Raw genomic sequence first — 25,729 nt, forward strand, 5'->3', positions numbered from 1 at the left:
GGCTTATTTGTTATCAGTACCGGGAGCGAGGCCGACCAGTTGTTGATTCTGCCACTCGGCATAAGTCTGGCCAGTGCCATCTACGACCCAGGCTTTTCTGCCATTGGAAGAGCGCCCAGACACAACAGCAGCCGCTGCACTCGGACTTCTGAAAGCGTAATCATCGGCAAACTGCATGTGGTTGGGGCCGTCAGGAGTTAAAACACCTTCTAACACCAATTGCTTGAACAACGACTCGTAGCCACCCGATACACCGCTCCACTGAGCTCGCGCCTGCGAGCCTTTGAGCACGAAGAACTCCCCGTCAATTTCCTGCGCATAAGCCACACCGCCTTCCTTCGGAACCGCACGACGGAAGCGCGGCGAGTGTTGAATAGCTAGACCGTCTGATTCCACTACTGGCGACGAAGGCTTGATCAGCTCGCGCAGGAAATCGAAACCCAGGACCGGCAATACGGTGCGGATCTGTTCGAGGAAAAAAGCCATGTCAGCTCGGTCGGACTCCGGCAGCCCCACATATTCGTGAGCGGTGCCATTTGCCAACATGCAACGACCAGCGCTAATCGCTACGCCGATCAGCTTGCTTTCCAGATATTTCACATGGGCTTTGGTGAGGTTTAGATCTTTGCTGGTGATCAGGCACACTCGCTCCCAAAAATCCTTACCACCCTGCTCTTCAAGGCGATTGTGCTGTTTGAGGCGCTGAGCCACATCATCGGATTCGCCGATATATACACGGGTGCGCAGATTATCGTCTGGGTCAGGGCCGACCAGGAAGTACACCCCGGTGCGTGCGCACTCAGGGCGCTGCACCAGTTCGGCCAACTTAGAACGCGGGCCGGTTAGCACATGGCCGGTCCAATTCATGATCTCGGCAGTGAGCAGGCCGTTGGGCGTACCATCCACCAGAAACAGACGCAGACTACGGCCCTGATTCACACCGCCTCCCGTAGGTCGATCTGGCCAGTGACGGCGGCGGTGATCAGAGCGGAGCGACGCTCTTTTAGCATTACAACGCTGCGCTCTGATAACCGGATAAGGCGGTCTAGCCGCCCGACATGCAGAGCAATAAAGCGGTCAATTTCAACCTGCTCATCTCTAGGTGGCAGTAACACCGGCGTTCGCCGGAGTGCATCCAGCGTAATTTCCTTGAACGTCGCCCCCTTCGCCATCAAATCAAAGTACACCTGGGCTGCACCTGAGTTCAAAAAAGCCAACAAAAATTCTCGCGTAATTTTTTGCCCTGGCGAGACCTTTGCTGTGCCCTGTGTGAGATTGGCGATGCTCAGTTCGTCCGGGACAGGTAAGCACTTGCCGACTGACGCCCGTATCGACATGACAATGTCGCCTGGTCTTACCCTTGACCGAGCATAAGACTTATCGATTTCAGGGGAGGTAAGGGGATAACCATTTACTGGAAGCTCATCGCTACTCATATCACTCGTACGGATATACGGTACTCCGCCTTCAAACTCGGGGCCTGCTTGAACGATTCCGTAGGTGATCGACGAGTTCGGATCTACAACGTGCTTGAGCTGCTTGACGCACCAATGGTCCGGCACTTCCCCCAGCCACTCCACGCCGGAATCTTTCATCTTAACTCTGGGGTTTAGGCCTTTGGTGATGGCATGGGTGATCAGCGCATAGCGCTTTTCGCGCAGTAGTTCGACGAAGCGGGTTTTCTTTCCAATCAGCGTATCGATGCGGGCGGTTTCGCGGTCGAGGTGAGTAATTATTGCCTCTTGCTCCGATAGCTCCTGGGGGCAAGGAAGTAACAGGTTGCGGATTTTATCGCCGCTTATGTTTGGCTGGCCTGCTCCAGTAGCCAGACCTACAAGCTCAGTCCGAAATCCCTCGAACCAATAACGCAGGAAGGAAATCAGCACCCTCTCACTAGGGTGAATGGCGAAGCACGCCTGATTCAAAGTAGCCTCAATCCCGAGTACGCCAAGCCGTCCAACTGTCGCGCCATACATGGCGATCACCAGAGATCCTGCTGGATGGAGCTTCAATGCCGAATTACTTTTGAGCGAATCATGAGTGACGCGCTTCTCGGTAATAAACACGGTGTTCTCTCTGAGCTCTCCCGTTGTAACCCAAGGGATTCCGTCAGTGGAGTACTCATCCTCGCTCGAGGGCGTAGTACCACTCCCGTAGCCTGAAATCCAATAAAGGAGCTTCTTCGTGACCCAATGCTCCGGCACCCGCCCCAACCACTCAACCCCGGAGTCCTTATAGGCCGCATAGGGCTTGTATTGGCTCATGCCGTTACCACTCCCAGCAGCGCAGCAATCTCAACTTCCACGGCCTTGAGGTCAGCATCAATCTCAGCCAGCGAGCGCGGCGGCTGGTAGACGTAGAAGTAACGATTGAAGTTGATCTCATAACCGACGATGCCGACCTGACCGTCCTTCGCATCCGTCTTGCCGGTATCGATCCAGGCATCCGGCACATGGGGCAGCACTTCGCGAGCGAAGTAGTCGGCGATGCTCTGGCTGAGCGGTACGTTTTCAAACTCGCGCAGGTCGGAGTCGGCCATCAGGTTGCCCTTGTCGTCCAGAACCGGCTGAGCATTGGCGTCGCGCTCACCGAAGCAGGCCAGTGCAGCTTTCAACGCGCCCCTGCCGAGCTTCTTGATACCGGCCGCCTGGAGAAAGGTCGCCAGGCTGTCGAATTCGCCCTGTAAGCCGGCAAAGGCCTCAATCTGATCGGCGCCCTTGGTGTTCTGATAGGTGACGAGCTTGTCCGGGGTGGCCGAGAAGCGCAGGCGCAGCGGGCGCTCGACGGTGATGCGGCGGTAGCCAAAGTCGGTGTTGGCGAAGATCTTGGAGTTCGAGCCGTCCTCTAAGCCCTCGTGCAGCTTGGCGATATCGGCAATCTGCTCGTCCGAGAGGTATTTGCGCTTGCTGCCCAGGCTCTTGCGCATCGACGCATGCATGGCGGTAGCATCGATCAGTTGCACCTTGCCCTTGCGCAGCGCGTCTTTGTGGTTGGACAACACCCATACATAAGTACCGATGCCGGTGTTGTAGAACAGGTCGTTTGGCAGGGCGATGATTGCCTCCAGCCAGTCGTTCTCCAGAATCCAGCGGCGAATCTCCGATTCGCCCGAACCAGCCCCCCCGTTGAACAGCGGCGAACCGGACAGCACGATGCCGATGCGGCTGCCGCCCAACTCAAGCGGCTTGCGCTTGGACAGCAGGTGCATGAGGAACAGCAGCGAACCATCACCCACGCGTGGCAGGCCTGCGCCAAAACGGCCGGCGAAGCCTTGCTGGCTGTGCTCGGCCTGCACCTGCTTCTGGACGTTCTCCCACTTCACACCGAACGGCGGGTTAGCCAAGCAGTAGTCGAACTGCTCATGCGACAGATGATCGTCGGACAGGGTGTTACCGAGTTTGATGTTACGGGTGTCGTAGCCCTGGATCAACTTGTCCGCCACGGAGATGGCGTAGGTTTCCGGGTTCAGTTCCTGAGCGTAGGGCACCAGCCTGGCATTGGGGTTCCACTCGTAGACCTGCTCAATGGCCGAAGACAGAAAGCCGCCCGTGCCGGCGGCGCAGTCGTAGACGGTGCGCACCACACCATCGCCGTTGAGTGCCTGATGATCCGGCGCAAACACCAGGGTGGTGGCCAGACGCACCACATCGCGCGGAGTAAAATACTGCCCGGCATCATCGTTGGATGACTCGGCAAACTTGCGGATCAGGTGCTCGAAGACGAGCCCCATTTCGTGATTGCTAATCTTGTCCGGGTGCAAATCGACTGCTGCAAACTTCTGCGTGACCAGGTACAGCAGGTTGGCTTTCTCCAGCTTCTCCAACCACCGGTCAAAGGCGAAGTGCTCGAACACCTGGCGGGCGTTGGCGGAGAACTTGGCGATGTAGTCTTCCAGGTTGGCGCGGGTGCTGGTAGAGCCCACGCTGTCCAGGGAAAACTGCGAGACGTTGTAGAAGGTTACGCCTGCCGTGGTCGGCAAGATCAGGTCCATGTCAACGCCACTGGCCTTCATCGCTTCATACTGACTGCGTACCTTGCCGCGGGTGGGTTCGAGCACACATTCCAGACGACGCAGCACGGTGAACGGCAGGATGATGCGGCCGTACTCGGAGGGCTTGAAGGCTCCCAGAAGCAGATCTGCGATATTCCAGATGAAAGGGGCCAGGGTCTGCTGGTTCACGCGCACGTTCCTTACACAGAAGCAGGGAGGGCGTGCTCGCCGCATCCCAGTGAGGTATATGTGATCAATCCCACACCTTAACCGGTTGCATAGCTTCGAGCCAGTATCGACATACGGCTAAGGTGCTGATTTCATTCATCTCGGCCAGGAAACGCTCACGGCACGTTTGCTTACGCTTACAGGCGTACTCCAAATCTGAAAAGCTCACCGACTCACCGGGAGGCTACTATTGGGAGTTAATGGAGCGTAACTCGGCACCTACTGTCGTTTCCGCGCCTTCTACCCGATTCTTGTGTTATTCCAAACGGTATTCCAAGTACATTTTAAAACAAAAAATACTTCATAAAATCAATGAACTGGGCACACAATTCAACTCACCCCGGCACATTGATGACCAAGCACCTCAGACCTTTCATTAAGGTTAATCACAAGAACGGGAGCATCAGCAACCACAATTCAGACGCCGGGCTTACCAGTAGATAGAGGCGACAAATACGATGTGAGCCACTGCTTCACGAGGACCAGCACTAACCATTCTGAGCAGAAGATCGGGATATTGAACAAGGCCAATTCAACCAAAAGTGCCCTACCCCAAAAACAACAAAGCCACCCGAAGGTGGCTTAGTCGTTCTAAATAATGGTCGGGACGGAGTGATTCGAACACTCGACCCCTTGCACCCCATGCAAGTGCGCTACCGGGCTGCGCTACGCCCCGACTGGGCTTGAAGCATGTTCCCCTGGTTGCTGAGAACGTTGAAGAATGTACCCTAACCTTTTGAATTATGGAAGCATTTTTTCCAAAATTCCGGGCCCGATAAGGGTTACTTCTTCAGCACCACCAACACGTCTTCCAACTCGACAATCATCTGCCGGATCAGTTGTTTGTACTGGGTGGTGTCGTCCTTGGCTTCATCGCCAGAGAGGCGCAGGCGCGCCCCGCCGATGGTGAAGCCTTGGTCGTACAGCAGCGCGCGGATCTGGCGGATCATCAGCACGTCCTGGCGCTGATAGTACCGCCGGTTACCGCGGCGCTTTACCGGGTTGAGTTGCGGGAATTCCTGCTCCCAGTAGCGGAGCACGTGCGGTTTTACCGCGCAAAGCTCACTCACTTCACCAATGGTGAAGTAGCGTTTGCCTGGAATCGGCGGAAGCTCGTCGTTATGACTTGGTTCCAGCATAGGCCTCAACTCGGGCTTTCAACTTCTGCCCTGGACGAAAGGTGACAACCCGACGTGCCGTGATCGGGATTTCTTCCCCGGTTTTGGGGTTACGGCCCGGCCGCTGGCGCTTGTCGCGCAGGTCGAAATTGCCGAATCCGGACAATTTGACCTGCTCGTTGTCTTCTAGAGCGTGCCTGATTTCCTCAAAGAACAGCTCGACCAATTCCTTGGCCTCGCGCTTGTTCAGGCCCAGCTCCTCGTACAGCCGTTCGGCCATCTCAGCTTTCGTCAGAGCACCCATACGCTATTTCCTTAACGTGGTGTTCAACCTTTGTTCGAGCGAGGTGAGGATGTTCTGCGTCGCGGTGTTCACCTCTTCATCATTAAGAGTGCGCGATGGATGCTGCCAGGTCAAGCCGACGGCCAGGCTTTTTCTATCAGGATCAATGCCTTTACCCTGATAAACATCAAACAGCCTGAGGTCTGTGAGCCATTCGCCTGCATTGTCACGAATTACTTCAAGCACCGAGCTCGAAGCAACATCACGTCCTGCCACCAAGGCCAGGTCACGACGCACTTCCGGGAACTTCGACAGTTCGCTGAACTTCGGCAGGCGGCCGTCGGCCACTTCGCCCAGCACCAGCTCGAAGACGTACACCGGACGGTCCAGGCCCAGGGTCTTGGCCAGCTCCGGGTGGATGGCACCCAGGTAGCCGACTTCGCGACCGTCACGCTCGATGCGTGCGGTTTGGCCCGGGTGCAGCGCCGGGTGTTTGCCCGGGACGAAGCTGAACTCGGCGAGCGAACCGGAGAAGCCCAGTACTGCTTCAACGTCTGCTTTCACGTCGAAGAAGTCGATGCTGTCACGGCCGTTGGCCCAGCCTTCCGGCAGGCGGCTGCCGCAAACCACACCAGCGAGCATCGGCTGCTGCTTGAGGTCACCCAGCTGGCCGACGAAGCGCAGGCCGCTTTCGAACATGCGCACGCGGTCTTGCTGGCGGTTGAGGTTGTGCTGCAGCGACTTGACCAGGCCCGGCCACAGGGAGGCACGCATGGCCGCCATGTCGCTGGAGATCGGGTTGGCCAGCAGCAGCGGCTCGACGCCCGGGCTGAACAGTTCGAACAGTTTCGGGTCGATGAAGCTGTAGGTGATGGCTTCCTGGTAACCACGGGCCACCAGCAGGCGGCGCAGGGCTGGCAGTTCGCCACGGGCTTCAGCCTTGGCCTGCGGGGCCAGGCGCGCTTGCGGGTAACGTACCGGCAGGCGGTTGTAGCCGTACAGGCGCGCCAGTTCTTCGATCAGGTCGACTTCCAGGCTGATGTCGAAGCGATGGCTAGGTACTTCGACCTGCCACTGCCCTTCCCCGGCGGTGGTTTTCAGGCCCAGGCCGTTGAGCAGCTGCTCGACGTCGGCACTGGCCATTTCCATGCCCAGCATCTGGGTCAGGCGCTCGGCGCGCAGGGTGACCGGTGCAACCTTCGGCAGGTGCGCTTCGCTGGTGACGTCGATCACAGGACCGGCTTCGCCGCCAACGATCTCCAGCAGCAGGCCGGTGGCGCGCTCGATGGCTTCGCGAGCCAGCTGCGAGTCGACGCCACGCTCGTAGCGGTGCGAGGCATCGGTGTGCAGGCCGTAGGACCGCGCCTTGCCAGCGACGGAGATCGGCTCGAAGAAGGCGCTCTCGAGGAAGATGTCGCGGGTGCCCGCGGCAACGCCACTGTGCTCGCCACCCATCACGCCGGCAATGGCCAGGGCGCGGCTGTGGTCGGCGATCACCAGGGTGTCGGGACGCAGGGTAACTTCCTGGCCGTCGAGCAGTACCAGCTTCTCGCCCTCTTCTGCCATGCGCACGCGGATGCCGCCGTTGATCTCGGCGAGATCGAAGGCGTGCATCGGCTGGCCCAGCTCGAGCATCACGTAGTTGGTGATATCGACGGCAGCGTCGATGCTGCGCACGTCGGAGCGACGCAGGCGCTCGACCATCCACAGCGGGGTCGGCTTGGTCAAGTCGACGTTACGGATAACGCGGCCCAGGTAGCGCGGGCAGGCCGCGGGCGCCAGCACTTCAACCGGACGCACTTCGTCGTGGGCAGCAGCAACGGCCGGCACTTGCGGACGGGTAACCGCTACGTCGTACAAGGCACCCACGTCACGGGCCAGGCCCGCCACAGACAGGCAGTCGCCACGGTTCGGGGTCAGGCCGATCTCGATGCTGGCGTCGTCCAGGTCCAGGTACACGCGAATGTCTTCGCCAACCGGGGCATCGGCAGCCAGCTCGAGCAGGCCGTCGTTTTCTTCGCTGATCTGCAGCTCGGCCGCCGAGCAGAGCATGCCGTTGGATTCAACGCCACGCAGCTTGGCTTTCTTGATTTTGAAGTCGCCCGGCAGTTCGGCGCCGATCATGGCGAAAGGGATCTTCAGGCCAGGGCGCACGTTAGGCGCGCCACACACTACCTGGAAGGTCTCGCTGCCGCTGCTGACCTGGCACACGCGCAGCTTGTCGGCATCGGGGTGCTGTTCGGTGCTCAGCACCTCACCGACGATGATGCCGCTGAACTGACCGGCGGCCGGGGTGACGCTGTCGACCTCAAGGCCGGCCATCGACAGACGGGCGACCAGATCGTCACGGGATACCTGCGGGTTGACCCAACCGCGCAGCCACTTTTCACTGAATTTCATCCTGCTCTCCTGAAAGATTCGTTACGGGTGCGCGACCTAGCGAAATTGCGCAAGGAACCGCAAGTCGTTGTCGAAGAACAGGCGCAAATCGTTGACGCCGTAACGCAGCATGGCCAGGCGCTCGGCGCCCATGCCGAAGGCAAAGCCCTGGAACTCTTCGGGGTCGATGCCCGACATGCGCAGCACGTTCGGGTGAACCATGCCGCAGCCCATGACTTCCAGCCAGCCGGTCTGCTTGCACACGCGGCAGCCTTTGCCGCTGCAGATGACGCACTGGATGTCGACTTCAGCCGAAGGCTCGGTGAAGGGGAAGAACGACGGACGGAAACGTACCGCCAGCTCTTTTTCGAAGAACACCCGCAGGAATTCTTCGATGGTGCCTTTGAGGTCGGCGAAATTGATGTCGCGATCGATCAACAGGCCTTCGACCTGGTGGAACATCGGCGAGTGGGTCAGGTCCGAGTCGCAGCGGTAAACGCGGCCCGGGCAGACAATGCGGATGGGCGGCTGGGTGGACTCCATGGTCCGCACCTGCACCGGCGAGGTGTGGGTACGCAGCAGCATGTTGGCATTGAAATAGAAGGTGTCGTGCATTGCCCGGGCCGGGTGGTGGCCGGGAATGTTGAGCGCTTCGAAGTTGTGGTAGTCGTCTTCGACCTCAGGGCCTTCGGCGATGCCGTAGCCGATGTGGGTGAAGAACTGCTCGATGCGTTCCAGGGTACGGGTGATCGGATGCAGACCACCGGAGGTCTGGCCACGGCCCGGCAGGGTCACATCAATGCACTCGGCAGCCAGACGGGCGCTGAGCTCGGCTTCTTCAAACGCCGCCTTGCGCGCGTTGAGCACCTCGGTGACGCGTTCCTTGGCGTCGTTGATCAGCGCGCCAACTTTTGGCCGCTCTTCGGCAGGCAGGTTGCCCAGGGTCTTCATCACCTGGGTCAGTTCGCCTTTCTTGCCAAGGAATTGCACCCGGATCTGTTCCAGGGCATTGATGTCTTCAGCGCGTTCCACGGCCTCCAGGGCTTGGGAGACCAGCGCGTCCAGGTTTTCCATGTACAGACTCCAGATACGAAATAGGGGAAGAGCGCAGGCTCTTCCCCTATTAAGACGTTTAACACCAGGCGCCGGAAATGACGCCAGGTGATTGTCGGGGGTACTTAAGCCAGCGAGGCTTTAGCTTTCTCGACAATCGCAGCAAACGCCGCTTTTTCGTTCACTGCCAGATCGGCCAGAACCTTGCGGTCGATTTCGATCGACGCTTTTTTCAGGCCAGCGATCAGGCGGCTGTAGGACAGACCGTTGATACGCGCACCAGCGTTGATACGAGCGATCCACAGAGCGCGGAACTGACGTTTTTTCTGACGACGGTCGCGGTAGGCGTATTGGCCTGCCTTGATGACCGCTTGCTTGGCAACACGGAATACGCGCGAGCGAGCGCCGTAGTAGCCTTTAGCCAGTTTCAGAATTTTCTTGTGACGCTTACGAGCGATGACGCCACGCTTTACACGAGCCATGAGTAACTTCCTCTATCTAGAACCAAAAATTAACGAAGGCGCAGCATGCGCTCGACTTTTGCCACGTCCGACGGGTTCAGCAAGCTGCTACCACGAAGTTGACGCTTACGCTTGGTCGACATTTTGGTCAGGATGTGGCTCTTGAAAGCGTGTTTGTGCTTGATGCCGTTAGCCGTTTTCAAGAAACGCTTGGCTGCACCGCTTTTGGTTTTCATTTTTGGCATGTTCGGATACTCCGCATTCAGTTGATAAACATAACCGCAAGGCCTGCCGTGCCCTGGTGGTTATTTCTTTTTCTTGGGTGCGATGACCATGATTAGCTGGCGTCCTTCCATCTTAGGATGCTGTTCGACAGAACCGTATTCCACGAGGTCACCTTCAACCCGCTTCAGCAGTTCCATACCCAGCTCCTGGTGGGCCATCTCACGACCGCGAAATCTCAAGGAAATCTTGGCCCTGTCCCCATCACTCAGGAAACGTACCAGGTTGCGTAGTTTTACCTGGTAATCCCCCTCCTCCGTCCCTGGACGAAACTTGATTTCTTTAATCTGGACCTGCTTCTGATTCTTCTTGGCCTCGTTGGCTTGCTTCTTCTTTTCGAAGAGGTGCTTGCCGTAGTCCATGACCTTACAGACAGGCGGTACTGCGTCGGCAGAGATCTCTACCAGGTCCAGCTTCGCTTCTTCAGCGATACGAAGCGCTTCATCAATCGAGACGATGCCAATCTGCTCGCCGTCAGCGCCAATTAACCGAACCTCGCGTGCCGAGATATTCTCGTTGATCGGGGCCTTCGGTGCAGCTCGTTTATCGTTTCTCATTTCACGCTTAATAGTAATTACTCCGATTCTTGGCGACCACGCCGGGAAACCGCTTGAGCGAGGAATTCAGCGAATTGAGCGACGGGCATCGAGCCCAGGTCAGCGCCTTCACGAGTACGCACAGCGACGGTTTGCGTTTCGACTTCGCGATCCCCTATAACCAAAAGGTAAGGGACCTTGAGCAAAGTATGCTCGCGGATTTTAAAGCCGATTTTCTCATTTCTCAAGTCGGACTTGGCACGGAACCCGCTTTCGTTGAGAGTTTTTTCAACATTCTGGGCGAATTCGGCCTGCTTGTCGGTGATATTCATGATCACCGCCTGGGTTGGCGCGAGCCAGGCCGGGAATGCACCTTCGTAGTGCTCGATGAGAATTCCGACGAAACGCTCGAACGAACCGAGGATTGCACGGTGCAGCATCACGGGATGCTTGCGGCCGTTGTCTTCGGAAACGAATTCGGCGCCCAGACGGATCGGCAGGTTGAAATCGAGCTGCAGGGTACCACACTGCCAGACGCGGCCCAGGCAATCTTTCAGCGAGAACTCGATCTTCGGCCCGTAGAAGGCACCTTCGCCCGGCTGCAGGTCGTACGGCAGGCCGGCGCTGTCGAGGGCGGCGGCCAGTGCGGCTTCGGCGCGATCCCACAGCTCATCGGAACCGACGCGCTTTTCAGGGCGGGTCGAGAGCTTCATTTCGATGTCTTTGAAGCCGAAGTCGGCGTAGACATCCATGGTCAGCTTGATGAAGGCGGCGGACTCGGACTGCATCTGCTCTTCGGTGCAGAAGATGTGCGCGTCGTCCTGGGTGAAGCCACGTACACGCATGATGCCGTGCAGCGCACCCGACGGCTCGTTACGGTGGCAGGCACCGAACTCGGCCAGACGCAGCGGCAGCTCGCGGTAGCTCTTCAGGCCCTGGTTGAACACCTGCACGTGGCATGGGCAGTTCATCGGCTTGATGGCGTAGTCGCGGTTTTCCGACTGGGTGGTGAACATGTTGTCGGCGTAGTTGGCCCAGTGGCCAGACTTTTCCCACAGCGAACGGTCAACAACCTGCGGAGTCTTGATCTCCAGGTAGCCGTTCTCGCGCTGAACCTTGCGCATGTACTGTTCCAGTACCTGGTACAGGGTCCAGCCGTTCGGGTGCCAGAACACCATGCCCGGCGCTTCTTCCTGGAGGTGGAACAGGCCCAGGCGCTTGCCGATTTTACGGTGGTCGCGTTTTTCGGCTTCTTCGATGCGCTGAATATAAGCAGCCAGCTGCTTCTTGTCGGCCCAGGCGGTGCCGTAGACGCGCTGCAGCTGCTCGTTTTTAGCGTCGCCGCGCCAGTAGGCGCCGGACAGCTTGGTCAGCTTGAAGGATTTCAGGAAACGGGTGTTCGGCACGTGCGGGCCGCGGCACATGTCGACGTATTCTTCGTGGTAGTACAGGCCCATGGCCTGTTCATCCGGCATGTCCTCGACCAGGCGCAGCTTGTAGTCTTCGCCGCGGGCCTTGAACACTTCGATCACTTCGGCGCGCGGAGTGACCTTTTTGATGACGTCGTACTCGGTTTCGATCAGCTGCTGCATGCGCTGTTCGATCGCCGCCATGTCTTCGGGCGTGAAAGGACGCTCGTAGGCGATGTCGTAATAGAAGCCTTCGTCGATGACCGGACCGATGACCATGCGCGCAGTCGGGTACAGCTGCTTGACCGCGTGGCCGACCAGGTGGGCGCACGAGTGACGGATGATCTCCAGCCCCTCTTCGTCCTTGGGCGTGATGATTTGCAGGCTGGCATCGTTCTCGATCAGGTCGCAGGCGTCGACCAGCTTGCCGTCGACCTTGCCGGCGACGGTGGCTTTGGCGAGGCCCGCACCAATGGATGCGGCGACTTCGGCAACGGAAACTGCCTTGTCGAATGAACGTTGACTGCCATCGGGAAGAGTAATAATGGGCATGGCGCCTCCTCTCCTAGTGGTGACCCCTACCAAAGGTCACGTGGGTTGGGATGAGCCAGTACGCGATCCGCCCCTGCCTTTGCACAAGCAAAGCCTGCCTCACAGTGGCAGAAGCCCGAAGGCCTGTCAGGGAACGAACCAGAGTGACTGGAATAGTAAAAAACAGTTGGGAGCTGCAAGCCGCAAGCTGCAAGAAAAAGCCGGCGGCGAGCTCAAGCCACGCATGCTAGCACAAAGCTTTCGGGCGATTGCGGGCAGATTGACCGGCTGGGCAGAAATATTCGGAAATTGAGCCTTGGCGGTGAACTTGCGCGGATTTTTTCCGCTCAGAGTTTGTGAAGCGTCCTACTCTTGTGAGACTCGACCCCAAGGAGTGTTTGGTTATGCGACTTCAGTCTCTTCTGGCCCTGGCGGCTGCATCTGCCCTGCTGCTGCCGTTGGGAGCCCATGCTGGCAAGCTACCCGCCAACTACCAGACGACCTGCGTAACGCAGGCGCAGAAGCAAGGTCTGGCACAGGATAAAGCCGAACAGCACTGCAAATGCGCCGGAGACGTGCTCGAAAAAAATCTCAGCGAGAAGGAGATCAAGGACCTGGATACCCTGCAGGATGGCGTAGATGCGGCGGTAATGGAACGCGCGCAAAAAAATATTGCAGCGGTCTGCGGCCCGAAAAAATAGGGCCTTTCGCCAGTTATCCATCGCTAATTTGCTCCAGATCAGCAATCTGCGAAGGTAAAAGGGGCTACAAGCCCATAATTAGACTATGATGGTCGGCGTGCACCCTGTTGGCCTCGGCAACACCGCACTACTGAAAATCATGTTTCCTGGAGATACACCCATGTCTAATCGCCAAACCGGCACCGTAAAATGGTTCAACGATGAGAAAGGCTTCGGCTTCATCACTCCACAAGGTGGCGGCGACGACCTGTTCGTTCACTTCAAGGCTATCGAAACCGACGGTTTCAAAAGCCTGAAGGAAGGCCAGACTGTCTCCTTCGTTGCCGAAAAAGGCCAGAAGGGCATGCAGGCTGCACAAGTTCGTCCAGAGTAAGATCTGACCGAATAAAAAAACCCGTCCTTGTGGCGGGTTTTTTTGTGCCTGTATTTTGGGGCTGCTTTGCAGCCCATCGCTGGCAAGCCAGCTCCCACAGGGGCTTGTGGGAGCTGGCTTGCCAGCGATGAGGCCCCGGGCTTAGCCGCAGTTCACGCGGGTGATCACGCCTTTTTCGTCGGCGTTGAGGTTCAGGCGCTCGGAGCGGTATTCCAGGGTCATGACGTCGTGAGGCTTGAGCACACGGGCCAGTTGCGAGCCACTGGCTTTGCGCGCCTGCTCGAGCAACTCGGGGGTGGCCGGCTTGCCGATGGCGAACTCGGCGCCGCTGGCCTGGCAACGGCCATCGGTATTGGCGGCAACGTCTTCCGGGGCCTTCGACGATGAGCCACCAGTGCTGCTGCAACCTGCCAATACAGCGACAGCCAACAGGCTTGCCAATGATGCACGCGTGCGGAACATGAATCCTCCTTAAATTCTTGAATGCTGCCCATATGACAGCACTCCTGGTTTTTCGTTGCAAAACCGGACCATTGTGCCCGAGCCAGAGCGCTCAAGGCCAAGAGCAATCGTGACCGGATTTTGCACACGCTCAATACAGGTCGATGTAATCGTTAGCCGGATTGGGCCAGTTATTCTTCAGGGCGTTGTACACCTGTTGTATCCAGCGCTCGTCGGCGGCCATCTGCGGGCCGACGCAACCTGAGCCCGCGGCCCAGGTTTCCAGACGAAAGGACAGGCCGTCCAGGTCTCGGCCACCGGTGACCTGGGACAACCAGGCGATGCCGTCGCGATTGACCCGCAGCTGGTTGTGTACCGCGCCATTTCCGGCCACCAGCAGGGCCCGCACGTTATCGAGGGTGAAGTCTTGAGGGTTGGTCAAATCGATCTGCACTGCGCTGTCCCGGCAAGCTAAAACACCGTTAGTTTGCCACGCCCCTGTGCTTATGCCTAAGTCGCAGTGCGCGGCAAGCGGCCCGCATGATTTACTGCAAGCATCGGCGGAGTGCAGGCCAGCCTCCCCTTCAAACGCCAGGGCCCGGCATTTGAACCGACAGCGTGCGCAGTTTTCATTCGAGAATCTTCATGACAAGCCACACCATCGATGCCGACATCAAGGTCAAATGGCCTGAGGGTCAGAGCGCCTACAGCCCGGCCAGCGCCGAAGAATTGCTGCTGATCGCCCTCGATCTGCTGGTCAAGGACCTGGGCCCGGACGACGCGCGCAGCTACGTCGACCAGGTCTTTGAACGTTACACCCAGCCGCCGGTCATGGCAGACGCGCCAGACGAGCACTCAACAGATCAAAAAAGCCCTGGGCATCACCCTCTGTAATCCAGGTGACATTGCCCGGCTGTTTCAGGGTGCCATACCAGTCGGTGATGGTCTGGCCAAAGGTCGGCCCGTCGCGGCTGTCGACCTGCATGAATACCTGCCGGCCGGTGAACAGCTCAGGCTTGAGCAGGTAGGCAATCACCGTAGTGTCATGCACCGGGCCGCCGGGGATGCCGTAGTGCTTCATGTCCGCCTTGACGTAGGCGTTGAGAATATCCACCACGCGCTTGCTCGCCGCATTGTTCAGGTCAGCAATCTGTTTCAGCCGCGCCTCGCTGGTCAGCACCTTGTGGGTGACATCCAGCGGCAGGTAAGTCAGCTTGACCCCGCTTTTGAGCACCACTTCGGCAGCGTGGGGATCGGCAAACAGGTTGAACTCGGCCACCGGCGTGATATTGCCGCCATTGAAGTGGGCGCCGCCCATGACGATCACTTCCTTGATGCCGTTAACGATCTCCGGCGCCTCGATCAGCGCCAAAGCCAGGTTGGTCTGCGGGCCGAGCATGGCCACGGTGATGCTGTGCGGCTTGGCACTGCTCAAGGTGTCGATCAGGTAGCGCACCGCATTGCCGTTGGCCAGCCCCTTCTGCGGCTCGCTGACCGCCACTCCGGGTAAACCTTCTTCGCCATGGATGTCGGCGGCGTAGATCGGCGTGCGCAGCAACGGCCTGGGCGCGCCGGCGTACACCGGAATCTCTTCGCGCCCTGCCCACTCCCGGGCCAGGCGGGCATTGCGCGAGGTCTTTTCCAGGCGCACGTTGCCGGCCACGGTGGTGATGGCACGGATCTTCAGCTCATCAGGCGAAGCCATGGCCAGGAACAGCGCCACTACGTCATCGGCGCCGGGGTCGGTATCGATAATCAGGTCAATGGGCGCAGCCTGGGCGCCAGCCGACAGCATGGACATCAGCAGTACTCCTTGGAGCAAACGTTTGGCACAGTTCAACATGAGACACGTCCTTATGATCAGATGGAAAAACGCTAGAAGGTCACCCCGGCAACCAACGCGATATTGCTGTAGGGCTGACATTCACCGGTCCGCACGATGGCGCGGGCACTGCGGCTCAAGTGCTTGAACTCGTCATGGCTGAGCAGGCGTCGGACGCCCAGCTCGCCCTGGGCAGTCAACTGCTCGACCGCTGTCAGACCAGGCGGCTGATGCTGGAGGATTTCGTCCGCTAGCACGTGGCTTTCGACCTGCATTTCACTCAGCACTATGCGCAGGGTGCTGGCGAAATCCGGAATGCCCGGCGTCAGCGCCAGGTCGATCAGCTCCACACCCGGCGGCACCGGCAAACCGGCGTCGCCGATCAGCAGGATGTCGCCATGGCCAAGGGAGGCGATCAGGCGCGACAGGGCGATATTGAGCAACGGCGTCTTCTTCATGGCTGCAGCTCGGCGAGGTGCGGAATCGACGGCTGTGCACCCGCACGAGTGACCGACAGGGCCGCGGCACGTTGGCCGAAGGCGATGGCCGCACCCTCCTCTTCGCCGCGCGCCAGGGCCGCGGCGAAACCGCCGACAAAGGTGTCGCCCGCCGCCGTGGTATCCACCGGCTTCACCACCGGCGCCGGGAAATGCCTGAATGCCTGAGCATCGGCAAACAATGCCCCCTGAGCCCCCAGGGTGACAATCACCTTGCCAACGCCCATGGCCAGCAACCGGGTGGCGGCCGCCTTGGCGCTTTCCAGGTCGTTGACCGGCAGCCCGCTGAGGGCTTCGGCTTCGCTTTCGTTGGGGATCAGGTAGTCGATATTGGCAAACCATTCTGCCGGCAGCGGGCCGCTGGCCGGCGCCGGATTGAGGATTACCGTCTTGCCCAGCGCCCTGCCCCGCTCAAGGGTGTAGGCAACGGTCGCCATGGGCACCTCCAGCTGACAGATGATCACGTCAGCTTGTTGCAGCAAGGCATCGAAGCGCTGCACCGACTCGGGCAGCAACTGGCCATTGCCACCGGCAATGATGACGATGGCGTTCTGGCTGGCAGCATCGACCACAATCAGCGCCACACCGCTGGACACCCCGGCGGCAATGCTCACCGCCTGGCAGTCGATCTGCTCAGCGGCCAGGGCCTGGCGCAGTTGCTGGCCATAGGCATCGTCACCGACGCAGCCAACCATCGCCACCTGCGCCCCCAGGCGCGCCGCCGCCACCGCCTGGTTGGCGCCCTTGCCACCCGGCACCGTGACGAAGGTTTCACCCACCAGGGTTTCGCCACCGCGCGGCAGGCGCTGGGCGCGCGCCACCAGGTCCATGTTCAGGCTACCTACCACTACTACATTGGCTTGCATGTGCGGGCTCGTTCTCAGCGGTAATCATTGAAAAGGTCGGGGCGCGGCGCCGTGGATTCGCGCAGGACGATGCTCGGCGCGACGATGCGCTGCTCCGGGGCACCGCGCAGGGGTTCGGCGATGCGCCGCAGCAGCAGTTCGGCGGCGCTCTCGCCCAGTTCGCGGATCGACTGGCCGACGGTGGTCAACGCCGGGAACACGTACTGGCTGATCTGGATGTCGTCGAAGCCGATCACCGACAGCTCGCTGGGCACGCAGATATTGCGCTCGGCGGCGGCACGCAATACGCCGATACCGATCATGTCGTTGCCGGCAAAGATCGCCGTCGGCCGCTCGCCTTCAAGCAGCGCCGCCGCCGCGGTATAGCCACCGATACTGGTGAATTCGCTGCTCAGCAGCCAGTCCTGGCGCGGGGTAACGCCGGCTTCGGCGAGCGCCCGATGGAAACCGGCCAGGCGCAACTGGGCGACGCTGGTACTGGCCGGGCCGCCAATGCAGGCGATGTCGCGATGGCCCAGTTCCAGCAGGTGCCGGGTCGCCAGGTATGCACCCTGCTCGTGGTCGATTCGCACCAGGTCGGCAGCCACGCCTTCCAGCGCGCGGTCGACGATGACCATCGGCGTGCGCACGCTGGCCAGGCTGTCGAGCAGGTCGCTGTCTTCACCGACCGAAGCGACGATCAGGCCGTCGATGCGTTTTTCCAGCAGCACGCGCAGGTAGCTGCGCTGCTTCTGCGGGTTGTCGTCGGAGTTGCAGAGGATCACGCAGTAGCCGTTGCGCTCGCAGCCGTCCTCGATACCGCGTGCCAGCTCGGCGAAGTACGGGTTGACGCTGTTGGGCACCAGCAGGCCGATGGTTGCGGTGCTGCGGGCCTTGAGCGAACGCGCTACGGCGCTGGGCACGTAGTCGAGCTCGGCGATCGCCGCTTCGACTTTAAGGCGCACCGGCTCGCTGACCGGGCGGGTCTTGTTCAGTACATGGGACACGGTGGTGTAGGAAATCCCCGCCAGTGCCGCAACATCTTTGATGGTTGCCATTGTTTCAGTTCCGCCTGCGCGCGCGCCGGCTGCGGTAAGTGTCGAGGACCACGGCGATGACGATCACCGCCCCGGTGATGATGCGTTTGGTCGGCTCCGAGGCGCCAATCTGCGCCAGGCCTGCGGCCAGCACCGAAATGATCAGCACGCCGAAGAAGGTACTGATCACCGAGCCGCGCCCGCCCATCAGGCTGGTGCCGCCGATCACCACGGCGGCGATCACCTGCAGTTCGAGGCCGGAGCCGGCATTGGGGTCAGCGGCTTCCAGGCGGGAAATCTGGAACAGCGCGGCAAGACCTGCGAGCAGGCCCATCAGCGAGAACACCAGGATCTTGTACGGGCGCGGGTCGATACCGGCCAGGCGCACTGCCTCTTCGTTGGTGCCGATACCGATCAGGTAGCGGCCAAACACCGTGCGCGTGAGGACCAGTTGGGCGAGGATGATCACCAGCAAGGCGATCAGGAACGACGGCGAGATACCGAAGGCCAGCGGGTTGGACAGCCAGGCAAAGGCGTCGCCGATGTAGGCGGTGCGCGAATCGGTCAACTGATAGGCCATGCCCCGGGCCATTTCCAGCACGCCGAGGGAAACGATGAACGACGGGATGCGCCAGGCCACGGTGATCGAGCCGGTGATGCTCCCGGCCAACGCCGCCACGCCCATGCCGAGCAGGGCCGCCGGCATCACGCTCCAGCCCCAGCCGAGCATCGCCACGCTGACCGCGGAACCGGCCAGGGCCAGCACCGAGCCCACCGACAGGTCGATGCCGCCGATAATCAGCACGAAGGTCATGCCCACCGCCAGCACCATCAGGTCGGGGATCTGGTTGGCCAGGGTGCTGAAGGTGGCGTACGACAGAAAGTGGCTGCTCAACAACGAGAACAGCACGATCATCGCCAGCAAGGCGCCGGCCAGGCCCAGGTAGGTACCGAGGCCGAAGTAGGTGCCGCTGCGCTTGGCGCTGGGGGCGGCGGTGTCCAGTTGCGTGGTTTTCATGGGGTTGTCCTGGGTGCCGCTTCATGCAGCAACGCATCACGTTTCTGATAGCCGGCAAAGGCTGCGGCCAGTAGTTGGTCCTGGGTCCAGCTGTCGCGCTCGAAGGTGTCGATCAGGCGCCCGGCGCTGAGCACGCCGATGCGGTCGCAAATCAGCATCAGCTCGCGCAGGTCGCTGGACACCACCACCAGCGCCTTGCCCTGGCGCGCCAGTTCGGCCAACAGGCCATAGATATCGAACTTGGCGCCCACGTCGATGCCGCGGGTCGGTTCGTCGAACAGCAGCACTGAACAGTCGCGCTCCAGCCAGCGGCCGATCACCACCTTTTGCTGGTTGCCGCCCGACAGCTCGCCGACCACCTGCTCGGGGCTGGAGCTGCGGATACGCATGGCGGCGATCTGGCGTTCGGCCAGTTCGCGCTCGGCGCCACTGTTGACCACCCCAACGCGGGAAATCGCCGGCAGGTTGCCCAGGGCGATATTGGCGCTGATCGACTGGCTCAGCAGCAGGCCTTCGCCCTTGCGGTCTTCGGTGATCAGGGCAATGCCCTGGCGCACCGCGGCCACGGGCGAATCGACCCGCACCGGGCGCAAGGGCTTGCCCAGCTCGAGGCTGCCACTGTCGGCGCTGTCGGCACCGTAGATCAACCGCAGCAACTCGGTGCGCCCGGCGCCGACCAGGCCGGAGATACCGAAAATCTCGCCGCTGCGCACCTCGAACGAGACATCCTTGACCTTATCGCTGCGACTGAGGCCGTTGACCTTGAGGATCGGCGCGCCGATGTTGCGCACGCCCAAATCGATATGCTCGCCCAGCTCGCGGCCGACCATCAGGTTGACCAGTTGCTCGCTGTTGTAACGCTGCATCGGCTCGACACACACCAGCTTGCCATCACGCAGCACGGCAATGCGCTGGGCGATGCGCTTGAGCTCTTCGAGGCGATGGGAGATGTAGACGATGGCCACGCCGCGCTGCTGCAGGCGCTCGATCTGGGTGAACAGCAGCTCCACCTCGCGGGCGGTGAGCATCGCCGTGGGCTCATCAAAAATCAGTACATGACAATCGCCGATCAGGTTGCGGGCGATCTCGACCATCTGCTGATGACCGATGCCCAGCTCGCCGACCGGGGTATCCGGGTCGATGGCGTCCAGGCCGACCTGGGCCATGGCCGCCACCGCCAGTTGGCGCAGGCGCTTGCGATTGATCCAGCCGGCGCGCCCGGGCAAATTGTCGAGAAACAGGTTCTCGGCCACGGTCAGGGTCGGCAGCAGGTTGAGCTCCTGCATGACCATGCGCACGCCCAGCCGCTCGGCGGCGGCGCGGCTGCCCGGCTGGTAAGGCTGGCCTTGATAGAGCATGTGCCCGGTGGTGGGCACTTCGAGGCCGCCGATGATCTTCGACAGGGTGCTCTTGCCCGCCCCGTTTTCGCCGGTCAGGGCCAGCACTTCACCCCGGCGCAGGCTCAGGTCGATATCGCCGAGTACCGGCTGGGCGTAGGTCTTGCCGATCGCGCTGACTGAAAGTACGACATCCGCAGTCGCTGACATTGCCTGTTCTCCTGGCGCCCGCCGCACGACGGGCGCCCATAGTGCGACTACTTATTGGGTGACCAGCTCGACCGGCGTCTGGATGACGTTGTCGGCGTCGACATCGGTTTTCTCGCCTTTGAGCATCTTCAGCGCCGCCTCGATGCCGAACACCGCCTGCTTGGCGGCGTACTGGTCGGCGGTGGCGAGCACGCGGCCGTCCTTGAGCATCGGTTTGATCGCATTGATGTTGTCGTAGCCAACCACTTGCACCTGCCCGGCCTTCCCCGCTGCGCGCACGGCTGAAACAGCGCCCAGGGCCATGCTGTCGTTACCGGCCAGCAGCGCCTTGAGGTCAGGGTTGGCGTTGAGCAGGGAGGCCGCCACGGCGTTGCCCTTGGCAATTTCCCAGTCGCCCGACTGCACCGAGACGACCTTGATCTGCGCCGCTTCCATCGCATCCTTGAAGCCTGCGGTGCGCTGCTGGGCGTTGGTGGTGGTCGAGACGCCTTCAATGATGGCGACCTGGTCACCGGCCTTGAGCTTCTGCGTGGCCAGGTACTCACCTACCAGGCGTGCGCCCTTGCGGTTGTCGGGGCCCACGAACGGCACGCTGAGGTTCTTGCTCTTGAGCACCTCGGGGTCGAGGCGGTTGTCGATGTTGATCACGGTGATACCCGCGTCCATGGCCTTTTTCACCACGGGCACCAGGGCCTTGGAGTCGGCCGGGGCGATGACCAGGGCATTGACCCCGGAGACGATCATCTGCTCGACGATGCGGATCTGGTTGCCGGCATCGGTCTCGTCCTTGATGCCGTTGGACACCAGGTCGAAGTCATTGGCGTGATCTTTCTGATAGGCCTTGGCGCCATCTTCCATGGTCCGGAAGAATTCGTTGGCGAGCGACTTCATCACCAGCGCGACTTTGGGCTTGGCTTCATCGGCCAGGGCTTGGGAAAAAGGGGTAGCGAGGGACAGCGAGGAAAGTACGGCGACCGCCAGCAGGCGTCCAGCAAAGGGCAGCTTCATGGGTTTACTCCGGATCTTATGATTTTTATCGGGTCGCAAACGTTTGCGTTAAGCCACTATGGGAATGTAACCAAATTTTGTCAAATCCACCGCCGGAGACCATTTGGAAAGTACGCGTAGGAATTATCCTAAAAATAACCGGAAAACCGAACACCTCTTGTACACAATATTCGGAATTCCGAATAGAAAAATGCTTTGCCGGTGTTTCGCAAAGCCCGCAAAGCCCATGAAAATCAATAGATTGAAGATGAAAACCGACGAACGGCTGTTCTGGTACGGAATCTGCTCCTGTAAGCGCGTTACACAGCGAACTCCAGACAGAAGAGAGATCAACGATGAAAGCTGCGCTTAATTCCTTCGTTCCGGGCGCTTTGGCCCTGCTGCTGTTACTGCCCGCAGGCGTCAACGCCAAGGAAGTCGAGAACCAACAGAAACTGGCCAACGTGGTGATCCTCGCCACCGGTGGCACCATCGCCGGCGCTGGCGCCAGCACCGCCAACAGCGCGACCTACCAGGCTGCCAAAGTCGGTGTCGACAAGCTGATCGCCGGCGTCCCGGAACTGGCCACCCTGGCCAATGTGCGCGGCGAGCAAGTCCTGCAGATCGCCTCCGAAAGCATCAGCAACGAAAACCTGCTGCAACTGGGCAAGCGCGTTGCCGAACTTGCCGACAGCAAGGACGTCGACGGCATCGTCATCACCCACGGTACCGACACCCTGGAAGAGACCGCCTACTTCCTCAACCTGGTCGAAAAAACCGACAAGCCAATCGTCGTGGTCGGCTCCATGCGCCCGGGCACCGCGATGTCGGCTGACGGCATGCTCAACCTGTACAACGCCGTGGCCGTTGCCAGCAACAAGGATTCGCGCGGCAAGGGCGTGCTGGTCACCATGAACGACGAGATCCTGTCGGGTCGCGACGTCAGCAAGACCGTGAACATCAAGACCGAAGCCTTCAAGAGCCCATGGGGCCCGCTGGGCATGGTCGTGGAAGGCAAGTCCTACTGGTTCCGCCTGCCGGCCAAGCGTCACACCGTCGACTCGGAATTCGACATCAAGAAGATCAGCAGCCTGCCTGCCGTTGATATCGCCTATGGTTACGGCAACGTCACCGACACCGCCTACAAGGCACTGGCGCAAAATGGCGCCAAGGCGATCATCCACGCCGGCACCGGCAATGGCTCGGTTTCCTCGCGTGTAGTGCCTGCCCTGCAAGAACTGCGCAAGCAAGGCGTGCAGATCATTCGTTCGTCCCACGTCAATGCCGGCGGCTTCGTGCTGCGTAACGCCGAGCAGCCTGACGACAAGAATGACTTCGTCGTCGCCCATGACCTGAACCCGCAAAAAGCCCGCATCCTGGCCATGGTCGCCATGACCAAGACCCAGGACAGCAAAGAGCTGCAGCGGATCTTCTGGGAATACTGATCGAGTAACCCCCAAGTGCTTGCCCGCCCTGTAGGACGGGCAAGCCTGCTTCCCCTACCCTCGCAAAAAATACTTTAAACAGACCGCAGCAAACCGCGCGGTTTGCGGTCACATGCGCTCTTTCACCGACGAGCTGTTGCGAAATTGCTTACAGTAAAATACTGTATGCGCATACAGCTAAAAAAGGAACGCTTCGTGGCCACCACTTCCGCCCCTGCCAGCAGTTACGAGCAACTGGGCACCCGCATCCAGAAAATCATCAATTCCCCCACTGCGCAAAAAGCCCGGGCCGCACTGATCTTCCGCCTGGAGCACGAATCGCCTGAAGACTGGGCCACCCTGCTCGACGAAATCGCCGAGAACGACAACGTCACCCTCGCCTACCGCGATGACGGTGGCGTGCAGATTTTCTGGGTTGTGCCGAAGGAAGATTGAAAGCGCATGAGATTTCCGGTTTTTGCAGTAGCTTGTCTGTTGTTCAGTGTCACCACCGCCCACGCCGATGCACCGCGCACCTTCAGCGAAGCCAAGAAGGTCGCCTGGCGCCTGTACGCGCCGCAGTCCACCGAGTTCTACTGCGGCTGCAAGTACAACGGCAACAAGGTCGATTTGAATGCCTGCGGTTATGTGCCGCGCAAGAATGCCAACCGCGCCTCGCGCATCGAGTGGGAGCATATCGTCCCGGCCTGGCATATCGGCCATCAGCGTCAATGCTGGCAAAGCGGCGGGCGCAAGAACTGCTCGCGCAATGACAAGGTCTACCAACGCGCCGAGGCCGACCTGCACAACCTGGTGCCGAGCATTGGCGAGGTCAATGGCGATCGCAGCAACTTCAGTTTCGGCTGGCTGCCCGAGCAGCGCGGGCAATACGGCTCGTGCCTGACCCAGGTGGACTTCAAGGCCAAGAAGGTCATGCCGCGGCCGTCGATTCGCGGGATGATCGCGCGCACCTACTTCTATATGAGCAAGCAGTACAGCCTCAAGCTGTCCAAGCAGGACCGCCAGCTGTACGAAGCCTGGAACAAGACCTACCCGCCGCAGCCCTGGGAGCGCCAGCGCAACCAGCGAGTGGCCTGCGTGATGGGCCATGGCAATGAGTTCGTCGGACCCGTGAACCTCAGCGCCTGCGGTTGAGGCTCAGGCCAGCGCCTGCAGGTAGGCGCTGGCCTGCTGGTAACGGGCCAGGCGGGCAATGTCTTCAGGGCTGGGGATACTGATGCGCGACAGGTCGCTGTTGTCGGCAAGGTCAGCCAGCTTGACCACCCGCGCCAGCGGGTCATCGCCTACCCGCACAACGAAGGCCTCGTAGCTTTCGTCATCTCGCCGGCTCAGCGCCTGCACCGCCGCAAGGATCTTCAGGGCGAAGCCTTCGCGAGCAAGGTCGGAGAGTGTCATCGGTGAATCCTCGAGCACGTCGTGGAGCACCGCGACAATGCGCTGCTCGGGCGTCGTCACCCTCAGCATCACCCGCAACGGGTGGAGGATATAGGCCGCCCCACCTTTGTCGTGCTGTCCTTCATGTGCCCTCGCCGCAACCGCAATGGCCCGCTCCAGCGTAGACATATGGCCCTCCTGCTCAGCCTGGCTGTCGTCGCAGACGCGCCATGCTGTAGACATCGATCAACTCACCGTCACGCATAGCATAGTCAATCAATTGACCTTCAACCGTAAAGCCGAAGCGTTTGTACAAGGCCAGCGCCGGATGATTGTCGGTGTACACGGTCAGCTCGACGCGCTGCAGGCCCATCCAGTTGTCGGCCACGTCCAGTACCGCCTCCAGCAGGCGACTGCCAACACCTTTGCCTTGCCAGGCTGGCGCCACGCCCATGCCGATACCGCCACAGTGGGCACGGCGGATACGCGCGTATTGCTCCAGCGAGCAACTGCCGATGACTTCGCCCTGGTGCAGCGCCACCAGAAACAGCATCCGTTCGTTGTCCAGGCTCAGTCGCTTGCGCCATATCTCCGGTGACTGGTAAGGCATCTGCAGCACCTGACGCGCCACCCGCGGGTCGTTGTACAGCGCGGTCAGGCCCTCGACATGCTGTTCGGTACCACGCTGCAGGGTAATGGCGGCGGATGAATCACTCATGACGGCTCTCCTTGCGTAGAGCCGTGAGTGTACGAGGACCGGGAAGCCGCTGGCTAGCGCGGGGCGTCGTGCTGGATGACGATCGAGTCGGTGCCCAGGCGGGCCATGACGTCGGCTTGCTGCGCTTGCGCTTGAACCTTGTCGGGATAAGGGCCGAGCAGCACCACCGGCTTGCCGTTGCGGTAGACCACCGAGGACGGGATCTGCTTTTCGATCAGGCGGGCGGTCATGTCGCTCAAGGCGCCCATGTTCGCCCCCTGGACGATCTCGACATCCCAGCCCTGCGGCGCTGGCTGGTCAGCGGCGGCGGCGGCGGCGCGCTGCAGGTCGGCGCCGCCGCATTTTTCGCGAATGGCCAGGTTGCTGCCCTGGTCGGCAATAATGAGCTGATAGTCGCCACCGGCCTGCTTGATCGCCACGTAGCTGCGATACGGCACGAAGACGCCAGCGTCATCCTTGCCACGCACCTGGCCGCAGATAATGCCTTGCTGGTCGAATCGCACGTTGGCGAACTTGGCTGTCTTGGGGTTCTGCAGGTGTTCGGCCACCTGCTTGTGCACGCCTTCGACTTCGTTCTCGCAACCGGCCAGAGCCAGCACCGCCATTACCACCGCCACTTTGCGCACGCGTCTATCTCCTGAATGCAAGCGGCG

29 protein-coding genes and 1 tRNA gene are annotated in these 25,729 nt (G+C 60.4%); 6 read left to right on the top strand and 24 right to left on the bottom strand.

Annotated elements, in window-relative coordinates; all coding sequences use genetic code 11:
* Positions 1-3: 3 nt before the first annotated feature.
* From JV241A_RS13475 to thrS, 12 genes are all read right to left on the bottom strand, one after another.
* Positions 4-939, bottom strand: coding sequence for a GIY-YIG nuclease family protein (locus JV241A_RS13475; protein ID WP_134063024.1), 936 nt, complete (start codon positions 937-939; stop codon positions 4-6).
* Positions 936-2,264: a restriction endonuclease subunit S gene (locus JV241A_RS13480; RefSeq protein WP_134063026.1), complete on the bottom strand. Its 1,329-nt coding sequence runs from the start codon at positions 2,262-2,264 to the stop codon at positions 936-938. The genes JV241A_RS13475 and JV241A_RS13480 overlap by 4 nt, the downstream gene beginning before the upstream one ends.
* Complete coding sequence (locus tag JV241A_RS13485; protein ID WP_134063028.1) at positions 2,261-4,180, bottom strand: class I SAM-dependent DNA methyltransferase; 1,920 nt, start codon at positions 4,178-4,180, stop codon at positions 2,261-2,263. Before JV241A_RS13485 ends, JV241A_RS13480 begins: the two co-directional genes overlap by 4 nt.
* 638 nt (positions 4,181-4,818) lie before the next feature.
* Positions 4,819-4,895, bottom strand: a tRNA-Pro gene (locus JV241A_RS13490).
* Between the two features lie 106 nt (positions 4,896-5,001).
* Positions 5,002-5,358: a MerR family transcriptional regulator gene (locus tag JV241A_RS13495; RefSeq protein WP_010222411.1), complete on the bottom strand. Its 357-nt coding sequence runs from the start codon at positions 5,356-5,358 to the stop codon at positions 5,002-5,004.
* The gene (ihfA, locus tag JV241A_RS13500) at positions 5,339-5,641 is read right to left on the bottom strand and encodes an integration host factor subunit alpha (RefSeq protein ID WP_002553164.1); all 303 of its coding nucleotides are present in this window, start codon (positions 5,639-5,641) and stop codon (positions 5,339-5,341) included. The genes JV241A_RS13495 and ihfA overlap by 20 nt, the downstream gene beginning before the upstream one ends.
* Positions 5,642-5,644: 3 nt before the next feature.
* Positions 5,645-8,020: a phenylalanine--tRNA ligase subunit beta gene (gene pheT / locus JV241A_RS13505; protein ID WP_134063030.1), complete on the bottom strand. Its 2,376-nt coding sequence runs from the start codon at positions 8,018-8,020 to the stop codon at positions 5,645-5,647.
* A 36-nt stretch (positions 8,021-8,056) separates the two neighbouring features.
* Positions 8,057-9,073 (bottom strand): phenylalanine--tRNA ligase subunit alpha, encoded by a 1,017-nt coding sequence (gene pheS, locus JV241A_RS13510; protein WP_038994580.1) that lies wholly within the window; start codon positions 9,071-9,073, stop codon positions 8,057-8,059.
* Between the two features lie 104 nt (positions 9,074-9,177).
* The gene (gene rplT, locus JV241A_RS13515; RefSeq protein ID WP_010222414.1) at positions 9,178-9,534 is read right to left on the bottom strand and encodes a 50S ribosomal protein L20; all 357 of its coding nucleotides are present in this window, start codon (positions 9,532-9,534) and stop codon (positions 9,178-9,180) included.
* A 29-nt stretch (positions 9,535-9,563) separates the two neighbouring features.
* Positions 9,564-9,758: a 50S ribosomal protein L35 gene (rpmI, locus tag JV241A_RS13520; RefSeq protein ID WP_045194535.1), complete on the bottom strand. Its 195-nt coding sequence runs from the start codon at positions 9,756-9,758 to the stop codon at positions 9,564-9,566.
* Positions 9,759-9,818: 60 nt separating this feature from the next.
* Positions 9,819-10,370 carry a translation initiation factor IF-3 gene (gene infC / locus JV241A_RS13525; RefSeq protein ID WP_177414878.1) on the bottom strand — a complete coding sequence of 184 codons (552 nt, stop codon included), beginning with the start codon at positions 10,368-10,370 and terminating at the stop codon, positions 9,819-9,821.
* Positions 10,370-12,292 carry a threonine--tRNA ligase gene (gene thrS / locus JV241A_RS13530; RefSeq protein ID WP_115086335.1) on the bottom strand — a complete coding sequence of 641 codons (1,923 nt, stop codon included), beginning with the start codon at positions 12,290-12,292 and terminating at the stop codon, positions 10,370-10,372. Before thrS ends, infC begins: the two co-directional genes overlap by 1 nt.
* Before the next feature lie 383 nt (positions 12,293-12,675).
* Between thrS and JV241A_RS13535 the strand changes: the two genes are divergently transcribed.
* Together JV241A_RS13535 and JV241A_RS13540 are read left to right on the top strand one after the other, a co-directional pair.
* Entirely contained in the window at positions 12,676-12,972 is a 297-nt protein-coding gene (locus tag JV241A_RS13535) for a hypothetical protein (protein WP_115086334.1), read from the top strand.
* A gap of 160 nt (positions 12,973-13,132) precedes the next feature.
* Positions 13,133-13,345, top strand: a complete 213-nt coding sequence (locus tag JV241A_RS13540) for a cold-shock protein (protein ID WP_007956027.1) — start codon at positions 13,133-13,135, stop codon at positions 13,343-13,345.
* Positions 13,346-13,486: 141 nt separating this feature from the next.
* Here JV241A_RS13540 and JV241A_RS13545 read toward each other — a convergent pair whose 3' ends face one another.
* Together JV241A_RS13545 and JV241A_RS13550 are read right to left on the bottom strand one after the other, a co-directional pair.
* The gene (locus tag JV241A_RS13545; RefSeq protein ID WP_115086333.1) at positions 13,487-13,807 is read right to left on the bottom strand and encodes an I78 family peptidase inhibitor; all 321 of its coding nucleotides are present in this window, start codon (positions 13,805-13,807) and stop codon (positions 13,487-13,489) included.
* A gap of 130 nt (positions 13,808-13,937) precedes the next feature.
* Positions 13,938-14,240, bottom strand: coding sequence for a hypothetical protein (locus JV241A_RS13550; protein WP_134063032.1), 303 nt, complete (start codon positions 14,238-14,240; stop codon positions 13,938-13,940).
* Between the two features lie 191 nt (positions 14,241-14,431).
* On the opposite strand from JV241A_RS13550, the gene JV241A_RS13555 reads away from it, so the two are divergent.
* Positions 14,432-14,680 carry a hypothetical protein gene (locus JV241A_RS13555; protein WP_115086331.1) on the top strand — a complete coding sequence of 83 codons (249 nt, stop codon included), beginning with the start codon at positions 14,432-14,434 and terminating at the stop codon, positions 14,678-14,680.
* Here JV241A_RS13555 and JV241A_RS13560 read toward each other — a convergent pair.
* From JV241A_RS13560 to JV241A_RS13590, 7 genes are read right to left on the bottom strand one after another with little or no spacing between them, the layout of a single operon-like run.
* Positions 14,616-15,629, bottom strand: a complete 1,014-nt coding sequence (locus tag JV241A_RS13560) for a nucleoside hydrolase (protein ID WP_115086330.1) — start codon at positions 15,627-15,629, stop codon at positions 14,616-14,618. The genes JV241A_RS13555 and JV241A_RS13560 overlap by 65 nt on opposite strands.
* Positions 15,630-15,661: 32 nt before the next feature.
* Complete coding sequence (rbsD, locus tag JV241A_RS13565; protein ID WP_115086329.1) at positions 15,662-16,066, bottom strand: D-ribose pyranase; 405 nt, start codon at positions 16,064-16,066, stop codon at positions 15,662-15,664.
* Positions 16,063-16,971 (bottom strand): ribokinase, encoded by a 909-nt coding sequence (rbsK, locus tag JV241A_RS13570; protein WP_115086328.1) that lies wholly within the window; start codon positions 16,969-16,971, stop codon positions 16,063-16,065. Before rbsK ends, rbsD begins: the two co-directional genes overlap by 4 nt.
* Positions 16,972-16,985: 14 nt before the next feature.
* The gene (locus JV241A_RS13575) at positions 16,986-18,008 is read right to left on the bottom strand and encodes a LacI family DNA-binding transcriptional regulator (RefSeq protein ID WP_115086327.1); all 1,023 of its coding nucleotides are present in this window, start codon (positions 18,006-18,008) and stop codon (positions 16,986-16,988) included.
* Between the two features lie 4 nt (positions 18,009-18,012).
* On the bottom strand, positions 18,013-19,005 hold the full coding sequence (locus JV241A_RS13580; protein WP_115086326.1) for an ABC transporter permease: 993 nt from the start codon (positions 19,003-19,005) through the stop codon (positions 18,013-18,015).
* On the bottom strand, positions 19,002-20,552 hold the full coding sequence (locus tag JV241A_RS13585; RefSeq protein WP_134063034.1) for a sugar ABC transporter ATP-binding protein: 1,551 nt from the start codon (positions 20,550-20,552) through the stop codon (positions 19,002-19,004). Before JV241A_RS13585 ends, JV241A_RS13580 begins: the two co-directional genes overlap by 4 nt.
* Before the next feature lie 51 nt (positions 20,553-20,603).
* Complete coding sequence (locus JV241A_RS13590; RefSeq protein WP_115086324.1) at positions 20,604-21,560, bottom strand: sugar ABC transporter substrate-binding protein; 957 nt, start codon at positions 21,558-21,560, stop codon at positions 20,604-20,606.
* A 335-nt stretch (positions 21,561-21,895) separates the two neighbouring features.
* On the opposite strand from JV241A_RS13590, the gene JV241A_RS13595 reads away from it, so the two are divergent.
* The 3 genes from JV241A_RS13595 (at position 21,896) to JV241A_RS13605 (ending at position 24,118) form a co-directional block, all read left to right on the top strand.
* A complete protein-coding gene (locus tag JV241A_RS13595; protein WP_134063036.1) occupies positions 21,896-22,984 on the top strand; it encodes an asparaginase in 1,089 nt (362 codons plus the stop codon).
* A 165-nt stretch (positions 22,985-23,149) separates the two neighbouring features.
* Positions 23,150-23,419 (top strand): DUF1654 domain-containing protein, encoded by a 270-nt coding sequence (locus JV241A_RS13600; protein ID WP_038994566.1) that lies wholly within the window; start codon positions 23,150-23,152, stop codon positions 23,417-23,419.
* 6 nt (positions 23,420-23,425) lie between these two features.
* Positions 23,426-24,118: an endonuclease I family protein gene (locus tag JV241A_RS13605; RefSeq protein ID WP_134063038.1), complete on the top strand. Its 693-nt coding sequence runs from the start codon at positions 23,426-23,428 to the stop codon at positions 24,116-24,118.
* A gap of 3 nt (positions 24,119-24,121) precedes the next feature.
* Here JV241A_RS13605 and JV241A_RS13610 read toward each other — a convergent pair whose 3' ends face one another.
* The 3 genes from JV241A_RS13610 to JV241A_RS13620 are packed head-to-tail and all read right to left on the bottom strand — an operon-like array spanning position 24,122 to position 25,702.
* Positions 24,122-24,547 (bottom strand): bifunctional (p)ppGpp synthetase/guanosine-3',5'-bis(diphosphate) 3'-pyrophosphohydrolase, encoded by a 426-nt coding sequence (locus tag JV241A_RS13610; protein WP_115086320.1) that lies wholly within the window; start codon positions 24,545-24,547, stop codon positions 24,122-24,124.
* 13 nt (positions 24,548-24,560) lie between these two features.
* Complete coding sequence (locus JV241A_RS13615; RefSeq protein WP_134063040.1) at positions 24,561-25,076, bottom strand: GNAT family N-acetyltransferase; 516 nt, start codon at positions 25,074-25,076, stop codon at positions 24,561-24,563.
* A 53-nt stretch (positions 25,077-25,129) separates the two neighbouring features.
* Positions 25,130-25,702 carry an SPOR domain-containing protein gene (locus JV241A_RS13620; RefSeq protein WP_134063042.1) on the bottom strand — a complete coding sequence of 191 codons (573 nt, stop codon included), beginning with the start codon at positions 25,700-25,702 and terminating at the stop codon, positions 25,130-25,132.
* Positions 25,703-25,729 lie beyond the last annotated feature (27 nt).

It is taken from the genome of Pseudomonas sp. JV241A (genome assembly GCF_900275665.1).
Lineage (GTDB): Bacteria > Pseudomonadota > Gammaproteobacteria > Pseudomonadales > Pseudomonadaceae > Aquipseudomonas > Aquipseudomonas wadenswilerensis.